This window comes from Albimonas marina (assembly GCF_029223255.1).
Classification (GTDB): domain Bacteria; phylum Pseudomonadota; class Alphaproteobacteria; order Rhodobacterales; family Rhodobacteraceae; genus Albimonas.
The window spans coordinates 557,241-574,823 of record NZ_JARHUC010000001.1 but is presented as its reverse complement, the minus strand read 5'-3'; the positions used below and the strand labels follow the sequence as shown (position 1 = coordinate 574,823).

Genomic DNA, 17,583 nt, shown 5'->3' with positions numbered 1-17,583 from the left:
GCCCCCCCAGCAAATGACTGCGATTCAAGCCGAATCCGCCCCCACCGCCGCCCGCGCCCGGTGGGCCTGGATGCTGTTCGATTGGGCCGCGCAACCGTATCACACTCTCATCATCACTTTCATATTCGCGCCCTTTTTCACGTCCGCCGTCGCTCCCGATCCCGTGATCGGACAGGAAATGTGGGGTTGGGCGGCCTCGGCGGGCGGTCTGGCCATCGCCCTGACCGCCCCGATCCTGGGCGCGATCGCCGACGCGACGGGGCCGCGGAAGCCCTGGATCGCGGGATTCTCGGTCTGCTACGCGCTCGGATCGGCGCTGCTGTGGTTCTCGGCGCCCGGCGTGGCGGACCCGGTGCTGGTGCTCGGCTTCTTCGTGCTGGGGCTGATCGGGGTCGAGTATGCGACCGTCTTCACCAACGCCATGCTCCCCGACCTCGCCCCGCGCGAGGAGGTGGGGCGCCTGTCGGGCAACGGCTGGGCGCTGGGCTACGTGGGGGGCGTCGTCAGCCTCGCCGTCATGCTGCTGCTGCTGGCCGAGAACGACCGGGGCGTCACCCTCCTGGGAACTCCGCCGGCCTTCGGGCTCGACCCCGAGACGCGCGAGGGGACCCGCGCCGTGGGGCCGCTGACCGCCCTGTGGTACGTGGTCTTCGTCGCGCCCCTGTTCCTGTGGGTCCCCGACGCGCCGCGCCGCGGCGGACGGGCGGGCGCGCTGAAGCGCGGGCTGGCCGAGCTGAAGGCCGACCTCAAGGCGCTGCCCGGGCGGCGGAGCCTGTCGTGGTTCCTCGGCGCCTCGATGATCTATCGCGACGCGCTGAACGGCTTCTACGTCTTCGGCGGCGTCTATGCGGCGGGCGTGCTGGGCTGGTCGATCGTGCAGATCGGGGTGTTCGGCATCCTCGCCGCGGTGGTGGGCGCGCTGGGCGCATGGCTGGGCGGACGCGCGGACCACGCCCGCGGGCCCAAGCCGGTGGTGATCGCCTGCCTGCTGCTGCTGATCGTCTTCTCGACGCTCGGCGTCTCGGCCAGCCGCGAGGCGGTGCTGTTCGTGCTGCCGGTGGAGGCGGGCTCTTCCCTGCCGGACATCCTGTTCTACATCGCCGGCGCAGGGGTCGGCGGCGCGGGAGGCGCGCTCCAGGCCTCGTCGCGCACGCTGCTGGTGCGCCAGGCGGAGGCGGGTCGGATGACCGCGGCCTTCGGCCTCTACGCGCTGGCCGGCAAGGCGACCGCGTTCCTCGCGCCGCTCGCCGTCGCGCTCGCCACCGGCCTGTTCGAGAGCCAGCAGGCCGGCGTCGCGCCGGTGGTCGTGCTGTTCGTCCTGGGCCTTGCGATGCTGGCCCCCGTCGACCCGGAAGGTGAGAGATGACCGCCCCCCGACGCCCCTCCCTGCGCCGCCTCGCGCGCCCCGCCCTTGCGGCCGCGCTGGCCGCCGTCATGCTGCCCGCGGCCCCGGCGCAGGCGGTCCCGCTGGCCAAGACCCTGTTCGGCGCGGAATCCCGCGGCTCCGACCAGTCGCCCGCGCCGATCGGCTCCTATGCCGAGGGCTGCCTCGCCGGCGCCGTGCCCCTGCCCGTCTCCGGCCCGGGGTGGGAGACGGTGCGCCTGTCGCGCAACCGCTACTGGGCGCATCCCGAGGGGTTCAGCTTCCTCACGCGCCTGGGCGCCGCGGCGAAGGCCGCCGGCTGGCCGGGCGTGCTGGTGGGCGACGTCAGCCAGCCCCGGGGCGGGCCGATGGTGGACGGACATTCCTCCCACCAGGTGGGGCTCGACCTCGACATCTTCCTCAAGCCGGCCCCTGCCGGGGGCATGAGCGACTCGGCGCGCGAGGGCGCGGGCTCCGTCTCGGTGGTCACGCGCGACAAGCGGGGGGTGACGGCGGACTGGACCCCCACCCACCTCCAGGTGCTGCGGGCGGCGGCCGAGGATCCCGCGGTGGCGCGCATCTTCGTCAACGCCGCGATCAAGGCCGAGCTCTGCCGCTCGGCCCCCGCGCCGCGGGACTGGCTGCGCAAGGTGCGGCCCTGGTGGGGGCATGACGCGCATTTCCACGTGCGCCTCGCCTGCCCCGCCGGCGCGGCGAGCTGCGAGAACCAGGCCCCGCCGCCGCCGGGCGACGGCTGCGACGCCTCGCTGGACTGGTGGTTCTCGGACGAGGCGCTGAACCCGCCGCCGCCCAAGGGGCCGGTGGTGCGCAAGCGGGACGTGATGACCATGGCCGACCTGCCCCCCGCCTGCCAGGGCGTGCTGAATGCGGACTGAGCCGGGCCGGCCGACCCGCGCCCGCCTCCTGCGCGCCGTCGCGCCGGCGCTGGCGCTGGCGCTGGCAGCCTGCGGCCCGCCGCCGGCGCCCGCGGGCGAGGCGGCGCCGCCCGCCCCCCTCCTCCTCCAGGCCCAGCCGTTCCCCGCCGCCCTTCCCGCCGGCGCCCGCCTGCGCCTGCTGTCGGCGATCGAGCTGCGCGGCGACCGCGCCGACTTCGGCGGCCTGTCGGCGCTGGAGGTCGACCCCCGGGGGGAGCGCTTCGTCGCCCTCACCGACCAGGGCGTCTGGGTCGAGGGCCGCATCCGCCGCGCCGGCGGCCGCCTGTCGGAGGCGAGCGAGGCGACCTTCGCCCCGATGCTTTCCGGCGACGTCCGCCCGCCCCTGCGGATGCGCGACTCCGAGGGGCTCGCGATCCTCTCCCCCGACCTCGACGGCCCCCGCTACGTCGGCTTCGAGCGGCGCAAGCGCGTGGAGCGGATGGAGGGGCCGGGGGCCGAGGGCGCGATCGTCGCCGAGCCCCGCGAATGGCTGATCCCCACCCCCAACGCCGGCCCCGAGGCGCTGGCCGTCGCCCCCGACGGCCGGGTGCTGGCGGTGATGGAGACGCCCTTCTCCGCCGGCGCCGACTTCACCGCCGCCTGGATCGACCCGCGCGACGCGGGCTCGGGCGCCTACGCCGAGACGACCGTCCCGCGGCTGCTGGACATGGAGGCGACCGGCGCGGACTTCGACGACCGGGGGCGGCTGTGGCTGCTGATGCGGCGATTCTCGAAGCTCGGCGGCTTCTCCTTCGCCATCGCCCGCTTCCGGCCCGAGGGCGACGGCTTCGCGGACGGCGAGGTGATGCTGGAGATGCCCGCCGGCCCCGGCTCCGACAACGCCGAGGGGATCGCCGCCTGGACCGATCCGCTGGGCCGCACCCGGCTGCTGGTGGTCACCGACGACAACCTCAACCTCCTGCAGCGCACGGTTCTTTACGAGTTCGAGGTTCCGCCGGACGACTGACCCGACGCGGCGCGACGGAAGCGGTGGACGTCCGGGCCCAAATCCCCCCATTGAGTCCGTTTCAGAGATAATTGTTCATGAACGCCTGACGCGGTGCTACCCTGACCGTCGCGCGCCGCATGGGGTCCGGCCTTCGCCGGGGGCCGCGCGCGACATTGATGGTGGGGAGGATTTCGCGATGCGTTGGTTCATCGTGGCCCCGGCGCTCGCCGGGGCGGTTCTTTCGACGGCGCCCACGGGCGCGCAGGCCTACATGGTCGACCGGGTGGTGCTGAAGGTCGTGGACGGGTCGTCCTCGGTGATCGACGCGCACCTGGGCTGGGCGAACGCCGGCGGCTTCAACGAGGGCGTCGCGGGCGCCGCCTCGCTGACCCAGTCGACCCACGACTACAAGGATTCCTGGGTCGACGACGCCACGAACTGGGCGAGCGTGACCGAGGTCCGCACCGCCTTCTACAACGCCGCCGGCGTCGAGCTCGCCTACATCGCCTTCGACCCGACGGGCGAGACCCGCGTGAGCTTCTTCAGCGCCGCCAACGTTCTGTCGAGCTCCTGGACCGACCTGACCTCGGTCGCGCACAACTACTTCTCGGTGGCCGGCGACAGCGGGCTCGACCGTCACTGGTTCGTCGAGACCCAGTACGGCGGCTGCGCCAACGACACCGGCCACATGGCGGTGCTCGACTATCGCGCGAGCCCCGTCTGCGGGTGGGAGACGACGGCCAACGCCGCGATCGGCGACACGAGCCGCGGCCTGGTCTACGCCGCCTCGAGCGAGGACCAGAACTGGACCAGCGGCCAGGTGGGCTACGCCGACGTCTTCGCGGTGACGGTGACCTACGACAACGGCCTGCCGGCGCCCGAGGTTCCGCTCCCCGCCCCGGCGTTGCTGCTGGCCGGCGGGCTGGCCGCGCTGGGCGCCGCCGCCGGACGCCGCCGCGCCTGAGGCGCCGGCCCCGCCGATCCACGCCCCGGGGCCCTGCGCGGGCCCCGGCCGCGTTTCGGGAGCCGCATCGGGGACGCGCCCTCAGCCGTCGGACGGCGGCGCCGAGAGGGTGAGGGTCCCCGCATCGTCGGACAGGTCCGCGATGCCCAGCGGCGAGCGCGGGCGCGCGATGCGGTTGCGGGTGACCCAGACCAGCCGCTCCTCCGCCCGGGTGATCGCCACGTAGGCGAGGCGCTTCCACAGCGGCAGCCCGGCCTCCGCCCGCCCCGCCCGCCAGGCGGCGTAGAGGTCGGGGGCGTAGACCTGCACCGTCTGCCACTGGCTGCCCTGCGCCTTGTGGATCGTCGCCGCCGCCCCGTGCAGGAAGGCCGCGCCCATGGTGGCGGCGGTGGGGATGAACGGCTCCTCCTGGTCGGGAAGCTCGATCTGGATGATCGCGGCCACGTTGACCTTCGGCTCCTCCGCCCCCAGCACGTGGATGCGCGCGAAGCCCGGCTTGCGGCCCGGGCCGAGGTAGATGCACTGCGCGCCCTTCACCAGCCCGCGCGCCTCGAGGTCGATGCGCTTGCGGCGGTGCTTCATCGGCAGTTCGACCCCGTCGCAGATCAGCGGCTCGCCCGGCAGCAGCTCGGTCTCCGGGGCGCCGTGGACCTGCCGGAAGGCGTGGATCAGGCGGATGCGGGTGGCGTTGCGCCAGACCAGCATCGGCGAGCGGGCCATCAGCTCGGCGTCCGCCCGCTCCCCCAGCACCACGCGCTCGTCCTTGCGGGCGGCCTGCTCGACCATCGTCTCGAAGTCGGGGAAGTCGATCTGCGGATCGGCGAGCGCGTGGGCGAGGTCGAGGATCGGGTTGTCGGCCGCCTGCCGGTGGATGCGGCTCAGCTCGAAGATCCGCCCCTCGGGCAGCTTGTCGAAGACCATCGCGCCGGACTGGCCGACGGGGGCGAGCTGCGCCGGGTCGCCGAAGAGGACGATCAGCCGGAACAGGGCCTTGAGGTCCTCCATCTGCCGGTCGTCGATCATCGAGGCCTCGTCGACCAGCGCGATGTCGAGCGGATCGTCCCGCCGGGTCCAGCCCTTGATGAAGTCCGAGCCGCGCAGCCCCATCGCCGCCAGCGCCCCGGGAATCGAGCCGTGGGACTTGTAGGCGGCCTCGGCGCGGGCGAGCTGCTCCTCGGAGATGGTTTCGGATTCGGGCCGGTCCGCCTCGCCCGCCAGCCACTGGGCGATGCGCTCGTACTCTGGGTCGTAGACGGGCGTGTAGACGATGCGGTGGATGGTGGTCGCCGGCACGCCGAGGTTGCGCAGCACCGAGGCCGCCTTGTTGGTGGGCGACAGCACCGCGAAGGTGCGCTTGTCGCGCTTCTTGCGGTTCTCCCACTCGGAGGAGACCGCCTCGACCCCCGCCGCCTCCAGCTCCTTGACCAGCGAGGCGAGCAGGCGGGTCTTGCCCGAGCCCGCCTTGCCCAGCACCGCCAGCACCTCCGCCGCGCGGGCGTCGTCGTCGTCCAGCGGCTCGCAGGAGGCGGCGTCGAGGTCCACGCCCAGCGCCTCCAGCCGCTCGGCCACGGTGGCGCGGGCGGCGGCCTGGTCCTCGGAGAACTCCATGCGGGCGACGCCGGCGTCCATGCGGGCCTCTGCGGTCGGCTACGGGCGGGGACGGGCGGCGGGCCGCGGTCCGAGGGCCTTCCTAGCCCGTCCCGCCCCCCGAGGGAATCCCGACGGGCCGTCCGCAAGCGCCCGGGCGCGCTTGGAAACCGCGGGGCGAGGCGCCAAGGTCCTCATCTCCCGTTCATTTTGAAAGCGCCCGATTCGATGATCTCCCCGTTCCGCGTCCGCCCCTCGGCGGCCCGCCGCCTCGCGCTCGCCCTGCTTCCCGCCGCCCTGCTCGCCGCCTGCGGCGGCGCCGTGGCCAGCCGCACCCCGGTCGACCGTGTGCCGCTGGACGCCGAGAGCTTCGCCTTCCGGGGCGTCGGCTACCGCACGGGCGCCGAGCCCGGCATGGTCGGCATCCTCGCCAAGCTGGAGGAGCGCGACGGCCGCACGGTCCTGTGCGGCGCCTACATGGAGAAGGGCGACTTCCAGCTGCTCGACTTCGACATCCTCGCCGAGGTGCTGGGCCGGACCGAGATCTATGTCGGCGAGGTCCGCCTGCTGTCGGACATCGACGGCTTCGCGGGCCCCCTGCCCTGGGGCGAGAACGTCGGCCGCGAGGCGAACTGCCTGCCGACGGACCTGCCCTGGACGCCGGCCTACGCGGACCCCGAGCGCCTGCGGATCGAGTTCCCCGAGAAGATCATCCGCAAGGGCTGAACCGGGCGCGACGGCGCGGGGCGGGGCGGGGCGGGGCCTCTCGTGCCCGCGCCGGCGCTCAGCCCTCCTGCCGGCCGTCGCCGGAGGCGAGCGCTTCCTGGACCAGCGCGCGGTCGTCGGGATCGCGCAGACCCTCGGCCGCGCGGGCGACGCGGGCGATCAGGCGCTCGGCCGCGTCGCGGTCCTCGGGCGCGGTCGCGGCCTCGCGCAGGGCGCACAGGCCGCGGGCCGCGGTCTCCAGCACCTGGGCGTGGTCGCGGCCGGCCTCGATGACCGGGTGGATCAGCCGCGGCGCCAGCCAGGCCGCGCCGCAGCCCGGCGCCGCCACGATCGCCTCGCCGCCCGGCTCCCGCCGCAGGCGGGAGGGGGCGCCCAGCGCCGCGAGGCGCAGGCACCCCTCCAGGATCCGGTCGAGGCAGGCCATCGCGGTGAACGGGTCGTTGAGCGAGGGCGACAGCGCGCGCATCGCGATCTCGGCCAGGGCGTCGCCCTCGAAATCCGCGACGCCGGTGCGCCGCCGGCGCGGGGTCAGCGCCAGGCGTGCGCGCAGCGCGTCCTCGACCCCGCCGGCGCCGTCGGCATGGTGCATCCCCAGCGCCAGCGCCAGCGGCGCGCCCGGCAGCAGGTGGTCGTTCTCCCGCGCCAGCAGCGCGAGGCGCAGGCCGTGGCCCCGCGCCCAGTCCGCCAGCCCGTCGAGATCGACCGAGGCGAGGTATCCCGCCGTCGCCGCGGGGATCGCCCGCCCCTCGGCCCGGGCCAGCGCCTCGAGCTCCACGGCCTCGCGGTGCTCGGCGGCGTCGGCGCGCGGCGCCTTGTCCTGCGCGACCGCCGCGACGAACATGTCCCCCACCCGCGCCACGGTGGCGTCGGCGCGGATCGCCTCGGACATCCGGGTCGCGAACAGGACCACCGCCACCAGCGTCAGCGAGCCCAGCACCGAGGCGATCAGCACCGCGGTCAGCGAGGACGCGCCCCCCGGATCCCCCTGGGTCAGCACCAGCAGGCCCGACAGCGCCGCGAAGAAGGCCGACAGGCTCAGCCCCAGCAGCGCCTGGGTGACGTTGGCCTGCAGCCAGAAGTCGATGATCCGCGGCCCGATCTGCTGGGAGGTCAGGGTCAGGGCCACGAAGCTGAGCGAGAAGACGATCGAGATGACCGTGACCATGCCGCCCGCGATCATCGTCAGCAGGTCGCGGGCCGCATCGGCGTCGTAGCCGCTTTCCAGCTCCTGCACCTTCCTCGCGAAGTCGTCGAAGCCCAGCAGCGTCAGCCCGGCCGACGGCTCGAGCCCCATCAGAAGCGCCGGCAGCACCAGCGCCTGGCTGATCGCCAGCATCGCCAGGGGCACGAACCACAGGCTTTCCAGCGCGGCCGTCAGCAGTCCCTTCAGCCGCGTGGTCATCGCCGGCTCTCCTTATCCGCGGTCCGGCAGGGCGCCGGGGGCGTCCTGCGGGTCCGGCCCCGCCGCCTCGGGGGCGGGCGGCCAGTCCTCGCCGCGCATCTCCTCGATGCGCGAGGCGGTGCGCTCGAATTCGAAGGCGCCGGGGCCTTCCTCGTAGAGCGTCTCAGGCTCTGCGGCGGCGGAGACGTAGAGCTTGGTCTTCGCCTCGTAGAGCGCGTCGATCAGGGTGACGAAGCGCTTGGCCTCGTTGTTGCGGGCGCGCGACAGGCGCGGCACGTCCTCGATCATCACCACCTTCACCGCCTCGGCCAGCGCCAGGTAGTCGGCGGGGCCGAGCGGGCGGGTGCACAGGTCCGCGAAGCTCGCGCGCAGGGCGCCGGGCTTGCCGCGCTGGAAGGTCTCCTTCCGGCCGGGGAACTCCAGCGTCAGGGGGCGTTCGGGCGCGTCGCCCTGCTCGGCCCACAGGCGGTCCATCTCGGCCGTCGTCTCCGGGCCCAGCGGCGAGAGATAGCGCACGTCGCCCCGGGTGCGGTCCTGGCGGTGGTCGGCGGCGCCGTCCAGGTGGTGGACGTCCAGCTTCTCCTTCAGCATCTCGATGAAAGGCACGAAGATCGCGCGGTTCAGCCCGTCCTTGTAGAGGTCGTCGGGGTGGCGGTTCGAGGTGGTGACGATCACCACGCCGCGGGCGAACAGCCCCTCGAACAGGCGGCCCACGATCATCGCGTCGGCGATGTCGGTGATCTGCATCTCGTCGAAGCAGAGCAGCGTGGCCGAGTCGGCGATGGCCTGGGCGACGGGCTGGATCGGGTCGGTCTCGTGCCGCTCGCGCGCCTTCTTGATGCCCGCGTGGACCTCCTGCATGAAGGCGTGGAAGTGGACGCGGCGCTTCGGCGCGATCGGGGCGATGTCGCAGAACAGGTCCATCAGCATGGACTTGCCGCGCCCCACGCCCCCGTAGATGTAGAGCCCGCCCAGCGTCTCCTGCCGGTTCTTCTCGCGTCCCCAGCCGAACCAGCCGCGGGCGACCTTCTTGCCCGCCTGCGGGTCGTAGTTCTTCAGCCGGTCGTGGAGGAGCTGCAGCTGCTCCGCCGCCTGGGCCTGGGCCGGGTCCGCCTTCAGGGTCCCCGCCTTGACCAGGGCGCGGTAGCGGGAGAGGGGCGTCTCGGCGGAGGAGGTCATCGGCAGGCGAGGTCCGGGATCGGGGGCGGGGACGGGCGGAAGGGCCGCGAGGACCCGCCCCCGTGAAAAGGCGCGGGCGGCGGCGATGTCAACCGCCGGCGCGCTTTGCAGGGGGCGGGTGGGCGTCCTCGGGGGCGTCGAGCCCCCTCGGCCGCGCGGCGGCTGCGCGCCGTCGGCCCGGGGCGGGCGGAGGCGCGCGACGCGCGAGGGAGGCGGCTCGGCCGCCCCTCGCAGGACCGGGCGCAAGGTCCGCCACGGATCACCGGCGGCCCCTCCGCGGACCGGCCTCGGCGGCCTGCGGCTCGGGCCCTTGCGAGCGGGCGGCGGGCGCCCTCCAGGATCTGTCATGCGGCGGAAAGATGGGGGGCATCACGAAAAACCATCGCGCGTTCCGAAAGGGAACCTTGCCTTCCGCCCGGCGAAGGGCTCTGTTGGCCGCGACCGGACGGGGCGCTCCCCGTCCGCCTCCCTTCCCGGACCCCCCGCCGGACCTTGCCGCCATGACCCTTCCCCGCTGGTTCATCGAAGGCCACGCCATCGTCTCCCCCGAGGGGATGATCGCGGACGCCGACGGCCTGTTCCCGCCGCGGCTGGGGGACGAGGCCGACTGGGCCCTGTTCCAGGCCGCGCTCGACGCCTGCGTGGCCACCGTGCTCGCCCGCGCCAGCCACGAGGCGACGCCCAACCGCGCCGACCGCCTGCGGGTGGTGATGAGCCGCGGGGCCCAGGGCCTGGTCCGGCGCGCGGACGCCTGGTGGTGGAACCCCGCCGACGTGCTCCCGGCCGCGATGCTGGCCGAGGTGGCCCCGGACGGCGGGCGCATCGGCGTGCCCGGCGGGCGCGCGGCCTTCGACCAGTTCCTGCGCCCCGCCCCCGGCCAGCCCGGCTTCGACGCCTTCCACCTGGCGACCAACCCCGACTGCCCGCTGCCCGGCGGCCGGCCCGTGTTCTCGGGCCTCGCCCCCGGCCGCGGGCCCGAGGCGCTGCTGGCCGAGGCCGGGCTGGTCCCCGGCGACGTGCAGATCCTGAACCCCGACCGCGGCGTCTCGCTGCGCGTCTGGCGACGGGCGGAGGCGCCGGACGCCGCCGCGCCCTCGCCCGCCCCCCGCTGAAGGAGCCGACGGATGTCCGCGATCTCTTCCCCCCCGTCGCCCGAGCGGTCGGCCGAGCGGCTGTTCACCCCGATGCTGATCTCGGGCGCGGTGATCCTCGCGCTCGGCTTCGGGGTGCGCGCCGCCTTCGGCCTGTTCCAGATCCCAATCGAGTCCACCTTCGGCTGGCCGCGGGCGGAATACAGCCTCGCCATCGCGCTGCAGAACCTCGCCTGGGGCGCCGCCCAGCCCGCCTTCGCCGCGATGTCCGAGAAGTTCGGGACCCGGCGGACGCTGGCGCTGGGCATGGCGATCTACGCCGTGGGCCTGCTGGGCTCGGCCTGGGCGACGACGCCCGAGGGGCACCAGCTTCTCAACATCCTGATCGGCTTCGGCATCGCGGGCTCCGGCCTCGGCGTCATCCTGGGCGCGGTGGGGCGCGAGGCGTCGGACGCCAACCGCTCCCTCGCGCTGGGCATCGTCACCTCGGCGGCCTCGGTGGGGCAGCTGATCCTGCCGCCGATCCTGGGGATGCTGCTGACCGAGATGGCGTGGGAGGACGTGTTCCTGATCTGCGTGGCGATCCTGGGCGGCGCCGCCCTGCTGCTGCCGCTGACCACCGGCGCGCCCGCCCCCGCGGTTCCCGGCGCCCCGGCGGCCGGCGGCTCGCTCGGCCAGGCGGTGAAGCGGGCGATGACCGACCCGTCCTTCATCCTGATCTTCCTGGGCTTCTTCTCCTGCGGCTACCAGCTGGGCTTCATCACCGCCCACTTCCCCGCCTTCATCACCGAGGCCTGCGCGGCCGTGGATCCCGCCGGCCTGCTCGCCTCGGTCGGCATCTCCTCGACCGCGGCGCTGGGGGGATGGGCGCTGGCGCTGATCGGGGCGGCCAATATCGGCGGCACGCTGCTGGCCGGGCGGCTGGGGGGCAAGTTCCCCAAGCGCTGGCTGCTGACGGTGATCTACCTCGCCCGCGCCGCGGTGTGCGCCGCCTTCATCGTGATCCCGATGACGCCCGCCACGGTGCTGTTCTTCTCGGTCGCCATGGGCTCGCTGTGGCTGGCCACCGTGCCGCTGACCGCGGGCCTCGTCGGCTTCATCCACGGGATGCGCTACATGGGCACGCTCTACGGGATCGTGTTCTTCTCCCACCAGGTCGGGGGGTTCCTCGGCGTGTGGCTGGGCGGGGCCCTGCACGACCGCTTCGGCGACTACGAGGCGGTGTGGTGGATCGGCGTGGCGATCTCGCTCTTCTCCGCCGCCGTGCACATCCCGGTGCGCGAGAAGCCGCTGCCCGCCCTGGGGGCCGCGGCCTGAGATCGGCCCTCGATGCGGGCGCGATCGGGGGCCCTTGCCCCGGTCGCCCCTCGCGTGTATATGCCCCTCGACATAGCGGCGTCGCTGGCCTCCTCGGAAGCCTTCGACGACCGGACCGAAAGGGCGGGCCGCTGAGGCCCGCCTTTTTCATTTCTGGAGCGACCGCATGACCGATCGCGACATCACCGGACTGGTGGCGAAAGCCCCCCTCGACCAGCGCATCGCCCAGATCGTGCGTCCCACCGTGGAAGGCATGGGCTTCGAGCTGGTGCGCCTGCGCTTCATGGGCGGCGCCAAGCGCGCGACCCTGCAGATCATGGCCGAGAAGCCCGACGGCACCATGGAGGTCGACGACTGCGCCGACCTCTCGCGCGCCGTCTCGGCCGCGCTCGACGTCGAAGACCCCGTGGAGGGCGCCTACGCGCTCGAGGTCTCGTCGCCCGGCATCGACCGCCCCCTGACGCGCCTGAAGGACTTCGAGCGCTTCGCGGGCTGGGAGTGCAAGCTCGAAACCAACGAGCTGATCGACGGCCGCAAGCGCTTCAAGGGCGAGCTGGAGGGGGTCGAGGACGACGAGGTCCTGATCCGCATCCCCGAGGGCGTGATCGGCCTGAAGTTCGACTGGATCGCCGACGCCAAGCTGGTGCTGAGCGACGCGCTGATCTCCGAATCGCTGAAGGCCCGCAAGGCCGCCGGTACCGCCCTGCCCGACATGGACGAAAGTCTGTACGACGAAATCGAGGACGCCTCCGACGACGACGCGGACGGCGACGACGAGGAGGATGACGATGGTCAGCGCCAACAGGCTTGAGCTGCTGCAGATCGCCGACGCGGTCGCCCGCGAGAAGCTGATCGATCCCGTCCTGGTGATCGAGGCGATGGAGGACAGCCTCGCGAAGGCCGCCCGCTCGCGCTACGGCGCCGAGTACGACATCCGCGCCGAGATCGACCGCAAGACCGGCGAGCTGCGCATGTCCCGCGCCCGCGAGGTCGTCGAGGAGGTGGAGAACCACTTCACCGAGATCGCGCTCAGCGAAGCCCGCGCCATGAACCCCGAGGCCGAGCCCGGCGACTTCATCGCCGAGCCGCTGCCGACGCTGGAGTTCGGCCGCATCGCCGCGCAGACCGCCAAGCAGGTGATCGTGCAGAAGGTCCGCGAGGCCGAGCGCGAGCGCCAGTACGACGAGTTCAAGGACCGCGTCGGCACCATCATCAACGGCGTGGTGAAGCGGGTCGAATATGGCAACGTCATCGTGGACCTCGGCCGGGGCGAGGGCGTGATCCGTCGCGACCAGCTGATCCCGCGCGAGATGTACCGCAACGGCGACCGCATCCGCGCCTTCATCCGCGACGTCCGCGCCGAGACCCGCGGCCCGCAGATCTTCCTCTCGCGCACCGCGCCCGAGTTCATGTCCGAGCTCTTCAAGATGGAAGTGCCCGAGATCTACGACGGGGTGATCGAGGTGAAGGCGGTCGCCCGCGACCCCGGCTCGCGCGCCAAGATCGGCGTGATCTCGCACGACAGCTCCATCGACCCCGTCGGCGCCTGCGTCGGCATGCGCGGCTCCCGCGTGCAGGCCGTCGTCTCCGAGCTCTCGGGCGAGAAGATCGACATCATCCCGTGGTCCGAGGATCCGGCGACCTTCATCGTGAACGCCCTGCAGCCCGCCGAGGTCGCCAAGGTCGTGCTCGACGAGGACGCGCGCCGCATCGAGGTGGTGGTGCCCGACGAGCAGCTCTCGCTCGCCATCGGCCGCCGCGGCCAGAACGTGCGCCTCGCCTCGCAGCTCACCGGCTGGGACATCGACATCCTGACGGAGGAGGAGGAATCCGCCCGCCGGCAGGCCGAGTTCGCCGAGCGCACGAACCTGTTCATGGAGACCATGAACGTCGACGAGTTCGTGGCCCAGCTGCTCGTCTCCGAGGGCTTCACCACCCTCGAGGAGGTCGCCTACGTCGAGCTCGACGAGCTGCTCTCGATCGAGGGCGTCGACGAGGACACCGCCGAGGAGCTGCAGGCCCGCGCCCGCGAAAGCCTCGAGGAGCTCAACCAGCAGGCGCTGGAGAAGGCCCGCGAGCTGGGCGTCCAGGACGACCTGGTTGAATTCGAGGGCCTCACGCCCCAGATGATCCTGGCGCTGGCGCAGGACGGCGTCCTCTCGCTCGAGGACTTCGCCACCTGCGCCGACTGGGAGCTTGCGGGCGGCTGGACGGTCGTCGACGGCAAGCGCCAGAAGGACGACGGCGTGCTGGAGCCCTTCGACGTCAGCCTCGAGGAAGCGCAGGCCATGGTCATGCGCGCCCGACTCGGCCTCGGCTGGGTCTCCGAGGAGGACATCGCCGCCGCCGCCGAAGAGGACGGCGAGGCCGAGGAGGAGGCCCAGGCCTGATCGGCGCGGCTCCGGGACGGAGGGCGCGATCATGACCCGAGGCGGAAGGCGCAAGGACCGGGAGACCGGTCCCGAGCGCCGCTGCATCGTGAAGGGCGAGAGCGGCTCGACCGAAGGGTTGATCCGCTTCGTCGTGGGGCCCGAAGGCGAGATCGTCCCCGATCTCGCCGAACGGCTTCCCGGCCGCGGCATCTGGCTCAGCTCGGACGCCGACTCGCTGCGCACGGCGATCAAGAAGCGCGCGTTCTCGCGCGCGGCCCGCGCGCAGGTGGGCGTTCCCGAGGGGCTGGAGACGCTCCTCGAATCGTTGCTTGCGCGCCGCGCCGTCGATTCGCTTGGCCTCGCCAGGAAGGCGGGGCTTGCGGTGACGGGGTTCGAGAAGGTAAAGGCTCGCCTCAAGCAAGGACCCACGGCCGCGCTTCTGCATGCGCGCGACGGGTCCGAACAGGGTCTGGGCAAGCTTCGCCCGATGACCCGAGGCGCTCCAGTCGTGAATGTCCTTTCCAGCGAAGAACTGGGATTGGCCTTCGGGCGGGACTATGTGATACACGCCGCGCTTGACGCCGGCGGAGCTGCCGACCGTTTCCTTCGGGACGCGGCGCGGCTGGCGGGCTTCCGGCCCACGGCGCTGGACGCCGGTCCCCAGGACGGGGCCGGACCCGGCGACGGGCCGAAGCCGGGACCAGCCGGGAGCGGGGGTGCGGATCGCCGAGACGGCGAAGATCTTGCCGGGACGACTGATTCCCCGGCGGAGGATCGCCGGGATCCAGACCCCGAGGCGGGGCCGGACCGATCCGGCGCCGCGGACTGACGAGGAGGGCTCCACCGACCGGCGGGGCCCTGATGGCCGTGGAGGGGTCCCGGACCCGTCCGCGAAACGCGCGGGGCCCAGGGGGTCCCGGACCGGCGATGGGGCTGGCGCGAAGGCGAACAGGACGTTGATGGACGACAGAATGGACGGCAACGACAAATCCGGCGGCATGAAGACCCGATCGCGTCCCGGCGGCGAAGGCCCCGGGCGTGTCCGGCAGAGCTTCAGCCACGGCCGGACGAAGTCGGTCGTGGTGGAGACCAAGCGCAGCAAGAAGCTGATGAAGCCGGGCGAGGGCGCACCTGCCGCTCCCGCCCCCGCTTCGCCGGCCTCTTCCGGCGCGTCGGCGCCCCGGCCCTCCGTGGCTCCGGGCCCGCGCGGCGTCGCCGCGCGTCCCGCCGGCGCCGGCGTGCGCCCGACCGGCGGAGCGGAAGCGCCCGCCGCGGCCGCGGCCCAGCGGGCCGCCGGCGCAGGCGCGGATTCCAAGCCCCAGCGCCGCCAGGGCAAGGGCAACGTGCTCAAGAGCCTGTCGCCCGAGGAATACGAGCGCCGCAAGAAGGCGCTCGAGGCCGCCAAGCAGAACGAAGGCGCCCGTCGCGCCAAGGAAGAAGCCGAGGCCAAGGAACGCGAGGCCGAGCGCCAGCGCCTTCTGAAAGAGAAGGAAGAGCGCGAGCGCAAGGAGGCCGAGGAGCAGATCCGCCGCGAGCGTGAGGAGGCCGAGCGCCTCGCCGCCGAGGAGGAGGCCCGCAAGAAGGCCGAGGCCGACAAGAAGGAGCGCGAGCGCGCCAAGGCGGAGCGTGAAGCCGCCCGCATCGCCGCGCCCGATCCGGCCTCCGCCCCGCCCGCCGAGGGCGAGGGCAAGGACCGTCCGATGCGGGGCGTCCCCCCGCGTCGCGCGGCCCCTGCCGACGACAAGAAGCCCGGCCGCGGCCGCGGCGGCGACGAGCGTCGCCGCTCCGGCAAGCTGACGATCTCTTCGGCGACCTCGGGCGACGAGGGCGGGCGCCAGCGCTCGCTCGCCGCCATGCGCCGCAAGCAGGAGCGTCAGAAGCGCCAGATGGGCGGCCGCGGCGTCGAGCGGGAGAAGGTGACCCGCGACGTCAACGTGCCCGACGCCATCACGGTGCAGGAGCTCGCCAACCGCATGGCCGAGCGGGCCGCCGACGTGGTCAAGATGCTGTTCAAGTCGGGCATGATGGTCACCATCAACGACACGCTCGACGCGGACACCGCGACCCTCGTGGTCGAGGAATTCGGCCACAACGTCGTGCGCGTCTCCGATTCGGACGTGGAGCAGGCGATCGACACCGTCGAGGACGCCGAGGGCGATCTGCAGCCGCGCGCTCCGGTCGTGACCATCATGGGCCACGTCGACCACGGCAAGACCTCGCTGCTCGACGCGCTGCGCAAGACCAACGTGGTGCAGGGCGAGGCCGGCGGCATCACCCAGCACATCGGCGCCTACCAGATCACGACGGACTCCGGCGCGCCGGTGACCTTCCTCGACACGCCGGGCCACGCGGCCTTCACCTCGATGCGCGCCCGCGGCGCGCAGGTGACGGACATCGTGATCCTGGTCGTCGCGGCCGACGACGCGGTGATGCCCCAGACGATCGAGGCGATCCACCACGCGAAGGCGGCGAACGTGCCGATCATCGTGGCGATCAACAAGTGCGACAAGCCGGACGCGAACCCCCAGAAGGTGCGCACCGACCTGCTGCAGCATGAGATCGTGGTCGAGGAGATGTCCGGCGACGTGCAGGACGTCGAGGTCTCGGCCAAGACCGGCAAGGGGCTCGACACCCTGCTCGAGGCGATCGCCCTGCAGGCCGAGATCCTCGAGCTGAAGGCCAACCCCGAGCGGCAGGCCGAAGGCGCGGTGATCGAGGCGAAGCTGGACACCGGCCGCGGCCCCGTGGCCACCGTGCTGGTCCAGCGCGGCACCCTGAAGCGCGGCGACATCTTCGTGGTCGGCGAGCAGTGGGGCCGCGTGCGCGCCCTGATCAACGACCAGGGCGAGCGCGTGGACGAGGCCGGCCCGTCGGTTCCCGTCGAGGTCCTGGGTCTCCAGGGCACCCCCGCGGCCGGCGACGTGCTGAACGTGGTCGAGTCCGAGGGCAAGGCCCGCGAGATCGCCGACTACCGCCAGCGTCAGGCCCGCGACAAGCAGGCCGCCGCCGGCGCCCGCGGCACGCTCGATCAGCTGCTGGCCCAGGTGAAGGCCGACGCCAACGTCGCTGAGCTGCCGGTGCTGGTGAAGGCCGACGTGCAGGGCTCCGCCGAGGCGATCGTCCAGGCGCTGGAGAAGATCGGCAACGAGGACGTCCGCGTCCGCGTCGTCCACTCCGGCGTCGGCGCGATCACCGAGACCGACGTGGGCCTGGCCGAGGCGTCGAACATGCCGGTGATCGGCTTCAACGTCCGCGCCAACGCGCCGGCCCGCGAAGCCGCCAACCAGAAGGGCGTGGAGATCCGCTACTACTCGGTGATCTACGACCTCGTGGACGACGTGAAGCTGGCCGCCCAGGGTCTTCTCAAGCCGGAGGTCCGCGAGACCTTCATCGGCTATGCGAAGATCAAGGAGGTCTTCAAGGTCACCGGCGTGGGCAAGGTCGCGGGTTGCGAGGTCACCGAGGGCGTGGCGCGCAAGTCGGCGGGCGTCCGCCTGCTGCGCGACGACGTGGTGATCCACGAGGGCACGCTGAAGACCCTGAAGCGCTTCAAGGACGAGGTGAACGAGGTTCGCTCCGGCCAGGAATGCGGCATGGCCTTCCAGAACTACGAGGACATCCGCGAAGGCGACGTCATCGAGATCTTCACCACCCAGGAGGTGGAGCGCACCCTCTAAGGGTCTGCGCCGGATCGGAAA

14 protein-coding genes are annotated in these 17,583 nt (G+C 73.0%); 11 read left to right on the top strand and 3 right to left on the bottom strand.

Annotated elements, in window-relative coordinates:
• Nucleotides 1-13 precede the first annotated feature (13 nt).
• From P2H44_RS02500 to P2H44_RS02485, 4 genes are all read left to right on the top strand, one after another.
• Nucleotides 14-1,366, top strand: coding sequence for an MFS transporter (locus P2H44_RS02500; RefSeq protein WP_462976249.1), 1,353 nt, complete (start codon nucleotides 14-16; stop codon nucleotides 1,364-1,366).
• Entirely contained in the window at nucleotides 1,363-2,259 is an 897-nt protein-coding gene (mepA, locus tag P2H44_RS02495) for a penicillin-insensitive murein endopeptidase (protein WP_275761836.1), read from the top strand. Before P2H44_RS02500 ends, mepA begins: the two co-directional genes overlap by 4 nt.
• A complete protein-coding gene (locus tag P2H44_RS02490) occupies nucleotides 2,249-3,265 on the top strand; it encodes an esterase-like activity of phytase family protein (RefSeq protein WP_275761835.1) in 1,017 nt (338 codons plus the stop codon). The genes mepA and P2H44_RS02490 overlap by 11 nt, the downstream gene beginning before the upstream one ends.
• A 178-nt stretch (nucleotides 3,266-3,443) precedes the next feature.
• The gene (locus tag P2H44_RS02485; RefSeq protein WP_275761834.1) at nucleotides 3,444-4,211 is read left to right on the top strand and encodes a hypothetical protein; all 768 of its coding nucleotides are present in this window, start codon (nucleotides 3,444-3,446) and stop codon (nucleotides 4,209-4,211) included.
• An 81-nt stretch (nucleotides 4,212-4,292) separates the two neighbouring features.
• Here the strand turns inward: P2H44_RS02485 and P2H44_RS02480 are convergent, their stop codons facing one another.
• Nucleotides 4,293-5,840: an ATP-dependent DNA helicase gene (locus tag P2H44_RS02480; protein ID WP_275761833.1), complete on the bottom strand. Its 1,548-nt coding sequence runs from the start codon at nucleotides 5,838-5,840 to the stop codon at nucleotides 4,293-4,295.
• A 186-nt stretch (nucleotides 5,841-6,026) separates the two neighbouring features.
• Between P2H44_RS02480 and P2H44_RS02475 the strand changes: the two genes are divergently transcribed.
• Nucleotides 6,027-6,524, top strand: coding sequence for a hypothetical protein (locus P2H44_RS02475; protein ID WP_275761832.1), 498 nt, complete (start codon nucleotides 6,027-6,029; stop codon nucleotides 6,522-6,524).
• A 58-nt stretch (nucleotides 6,525-6,582) separates the two neighbouring features.
• Here the strand turns inward: P2H44_RS02475 and P2H44_RS02470 are convergent, their stop codons facing one another.
• Both P2H44_RS02470 and zapE read right to left on the bottom strand, forming a co-directional pair.
• A complete protein-coding gene (locus P2H44_RS02470; protein WP_275761831.1) occupies nucleotides 6,583-7,926 on the bottom strand; it encodes a DUF2254 domain-containing protein in 1,344 nt (447 codons plus the stop codon).
• 12 nt (nucleotides 7,927-7,938) lie between these two features.
• Nucleotides 7,939-9,105, bottom strand: a complete 1,167-nt coding sequence (gene zapE / locus P2H44_RS02465) for a cell division protein ZapE (RefSeq protein ID WP_275761830.1) — start codon at nucleotides 9,103-9,105, stop codon at nucleotides 7,939-7,941.
• Nucleotides 9,106-9,605: 500 nt separating this feature from the next.
• Here zapE and P2H44_RS02460 point away from each other — a divergent pair, with 500 nt between their 5' ends.
• The 6 genes from P2H44_RS02460 to infB all read left to right on the top strand — a co-directional run bounded on the left by P2H44_RS02460 (nucleotide 9,606) and on the right by infB (nucleotide 17,562).
• Nucleotides 9,606-10,217 carry a hypothetical protein gene (locus tag P2H44_RS02460; RefSeq protein ID WP_275761829.1) on the top strand — a complete coding sequence of 204 codons (612 nt, stop codon included), beginning with the start codon at nucleotides 9,606-9,608 and terminating at the stop codon, nucleotides 10,215-10,217.
• Nucleotides 10,218-10,229: 12 nt separating this feature from the next.
• Complete coding sequence (locus P2H44_RS02455) at nucleotides 10,230-11,513, top strand: MFS transporter (RefSeq protein ID WP_275761828.1); 1,284 nt, start codon at nucleotides 10,230-10,232, stop codon at nucleotides 11,511-11,513.
• A gap of 166 nt (nucleotides 11,514-11,679) precedes the next feature.
• Nucleotides 11,680-12,324 (top strand): ribosome maturation factor RimP, encoded by a 645-nt coding sequence (rimP, locus tag P2H44_RS02450; protein WP_275761827.1) that lies wholly within the window; start codon nucleotides 11,680-11,682, stop codon nucleotides 12,322-12,324.
• A complete protein-coding gene (gene nusA, locus P2H44_RS02445) occupies nucleotides 12,296-13,903 on the top strand; it encodes a transcription termination factor NusA (protein ID WP_275761826.1) in 1,608 nt (535 codons plus the stop codon). Before rimP ends, nusA begins: the two co-directional genes overlap by 29 nt.
• A 31-nt stretch (nucleotides 13,904-13,934) precedes the next feature.
• Nucleotides 13,935-14,714, top strand: coding sequence for an RNA-binding protein (locus tag P2H44_RS02440; RefSeq protein ID WP_345798969.1), 780 nt, complete (start codon nucleotides 13,935-13,937; stop codon nucleotides 14,712-14,714).
• A 142-nt stretch (nucleotides 14,715-14,856) separates the two neighbouring features.
• The gene (gene infB, locus P2H44_RS02435; protein WP_462976248.1) at nucleotides 14,857-17,562 is read left to right on the top strand and encodes a translation initiation factor IF-2; all 2,706 of its coding nucleotides are present in this window, start codon (nucleotides 14,857-14,859) and stop codon (nucleotides 17,560-17,562) included.
• The last annotated feature ends 21 nt before the right edge of the window (nucleotides 17,563-17,583 follow it).

Excerpts from the sequence above, each read along its gene's own strand:
- P2H44_RS02485 (WP_275761834.1), top strand. The coding sequence starts at position 3,444 with ATGCGTTGGTTCATCGTGGCCCCGGCGCTCGCCGGGGCGGTTCTTTCG.
- P2H44_RS02475 (WP_275761832.1), top strand. The coding sequence starts at position 6,027 with ATGATCTCCCCGTTCCGCGTCCGCCCCTCGGCGGCCCGCCGCCTCGCG.
- P2H44_RS02470 (WP_275761831.1), bottom strand. The coding sequence starts at position 7,926 with ATGACCACGCGGCTGAAGGGACTGCTGACGGCCGCGCTGGAAAGCCTG.
- P2H44_RS02500 (WP_462976249.1), top strand. The coding sequence starts at position 14 with ATGACTGCGATTCAAGCCGAATCCGCCCCCACCGCCGCCCGCGCCCGG.
- P2H44_RS02440 (WP_345798969.1), top strand. The coding sequence starts at position 13,935 with ATGACCCGAGGCGGAAGGCGCAAGGACCGGGAGACCGGTCCCGAGCGC.
- P2H44_RS02490 (WP_275761835.1), top strand. The coding sequence starts at position 2,249 with ATGCGGACTGAGCCGGGCCGGCCGACCCGCGCCCGCCTCCTGCGCGCC.
- nusA (WP_275761826.1), top strand. The coding sequence starts at position 12,296 with ATGACGATGGTCAGCGCCAACAGGCTTGAGCTGCTGCAGATCGCCGAC.
- zapE (WP_275761830.1), bottom strand. The coding sequence starts at position 9,105 with ATGACCTCCTCCGCCGAGACGCCCCTCTCCCGCTACCGCGCCCTGGTC.
- mepA (WP_275761836.1), top strand. The coding sequence starts at position 1,363 with ATGACCGCCCCCCGACGCCCCTCCCTGCGCCGCCTCGCGCGCCCCGCC.
- P2H44_RS02460 (WP_275761829.1), top strand. The coding sequence starts at position 9,606 with ATGACCCTTCCCCGCTGGTTCATCGAAGGCCACGCCATCGTCTCCCCC.
- P2H44_RS02480 (WP_275761833.1), bottom strand. The coding sequence starts at position 5,840 with ATGGACGCCGGCGTCGCCCGCATGGAGTTCTCCGAGGACCAGGCCGCC.
- infB (WP_462976248.1), top strand. The coding sequence starts at position 14,857 with ATGGACGGCAACGACAAATCCGGCGGCATGAAGACCCGATCGCGTCCC.
- rimP (WP_275761827.1), top strand. The coding sequence starts at position 11,680 with ATGACCGATCGCGACATCACCGGACTGGTGGCGAAAGCCCCCCTCGAC.
- P2H44_RS02455 (WP_275761828.1), top strand. The coding sequence starts at position 10,230 with ATGTCCGCGATCTCTTCCCCCCCGTCGCCCGAGCGGTCGGCCGAGCGG.